Source organism: uncultured Campylobacter sp., from assembly GCF_938045775.1.
Classification (GTDB): domain Bacteria; phylum Campylobacterota; class Campylobacteria; order Campylobacterales; family Campylobacteraceae; genus Campylobacter_B.
Window position 1 is genome coordinate 1 of sequence record NZ_CALIBH010000033.1, and the last position, 1,416, is coordinate 1,416.

The 1,416-nt window shown below is 44.6% G+C and carries 2 protein-coding genes and 1 pseudogene; 1 reads left to right on the forward strand and 2 read right to left on the reverse strand.

The annotated features are described in order from the left end of the window. Positions 1-437: pseudogene (locus Q0238_RS00950) on the forward strand (hypothetical protein); the annotation flags it as partial. 20 nt (positions 438-457) lie between these two features. On the opposite strand, the gene Q0238_RS00955 reads toward Q0238_RS00950, so the two are convergent. Beyond that, positions 458-850, reverse strand: a complete 393-nt coding sequence (locus Q0238_RS00955) for a prepilin-type N-terminal cleavage/methylation domain-containing protein (protein WP_297941976.1) — start codon at positions 848-850, stop codon at positions 458-460. 63 nt (positions 851-913) lie between these two features. Next, positions 914-1,416, reverse strand: a 503-nt coding sequence (locus Q0238_RS00960; RefSeq protein ID WP_297941978.1) for an inositol monophosphatase family protein, incomplete at its 5' end; no start/stop codon positions are given.

Below are 1,416 nucleotides of genomic sequence, written 5' to 3' on the forward strand. Positions count from 1 at the left end.
CGATTTTAGCAGTTTGCGGCAAGAGCGTTTACATTGCTATCTGCGGATATGCGGTCTGGTTTTACGGCGCGGCGTTGGGATTTGTCTCATCGCTAAATTTAGCTAAAATTCACACAGTATTGCGAGGGAGCGGAGATATGAGCGGGATGAGCGGCTGTGGTGGAGCGGTGAGATTTTTAAATTTTGATCTAAGCATAGTGCCAATTTTTAAGCCATTTAATAGCTGCGCATTCGATGCACCGGCGTTACCTGCTGGCGCGGCGCTAGAGGGGTTGCAAGCTAAGCTAACGGCGCTTTATAGCGGAGGCTGGTATCTATTCCCGGCAAGTAAGAGCGTGGATCTGGCGCAATTTTGGAGTTTTATCTTTATATTTTTCGCAATTGTTTGGATGATTGGAATTTTTCTTGGATTTTTGAATAAAAAGGCGCAGAGATAATTCCTGCGCCAAAGAAGCTACTATTGAATAATCAATAAAGCGTCAGATGTATAGACGGCATTTATATTCTTTAACCCAGGCATATCCCATACTTGGGCACATAAACCGTCCATCTTTTTTGTAAGAGTAACCTTGGTTTTGCTATCGACGGTATATGTAGCACAAGTCTTGCCTTTTACGGTAATAGGATTTTTAACATTCGTCATGTTATTAAAACCTGTCGTGCTATTATCATACTCGCCTTGCGAAGTATAATAAGCCATTAGATCAGTCAGTGATGTAGATACATTCTGCGCTGCTCTAACGACCTCTGCATCATCGCGTGTAGCTGCTAGTTTTGGAATGGCAATTGCCGCCAAAACACCTAAAATCACGATCACGAAAATTAATTCGATCATAGTAAAGCCCTTCATGTTTTTATCCTTTGATAAAAAATTTTTGGACTTATATTATAGAGCGTTTACTATAAATTTAGCTTAAAAATTCTTTGCGAATTCCAACATTTTAGGCAATAATTTTACCGCATTCGCACCTACCGCCACATAATGATTATTTATCAGGCTTTTTCCGTTATAAAGAGGCGCCTTCATCGTCTTGAGATCCACTACCGCTCCGCCGCTTTGATGCAGCAAAAAATCCCCAGCGGCGATGTCCCAAAGCGAACAGTCGCTAAATCTCGCATACGCACTGGCGCCCCCCTCAGCTAAGATACAAAATTTTATCGCAGAGCCTTTGCGCACGAGCTGCATTCCAAATTTTTGCGCGAATTGCGGGTATTTTTCGGATTTGCTATGTCGGCCGTGCATGAAGATTTGTGGCGCACTAGCGGGGCGAGCGAGCAGCACGCCGTTTTTATAGACTCCGCCGCCGTTTGAGCTATACACGTCGCCGCTTACAGGCACGCCGATTACCGCTAAAATCGGACGCCCATGCTCGATCAGCGCGATGCAGACGCAAAACTCGCCGTTGCGCGCGATAA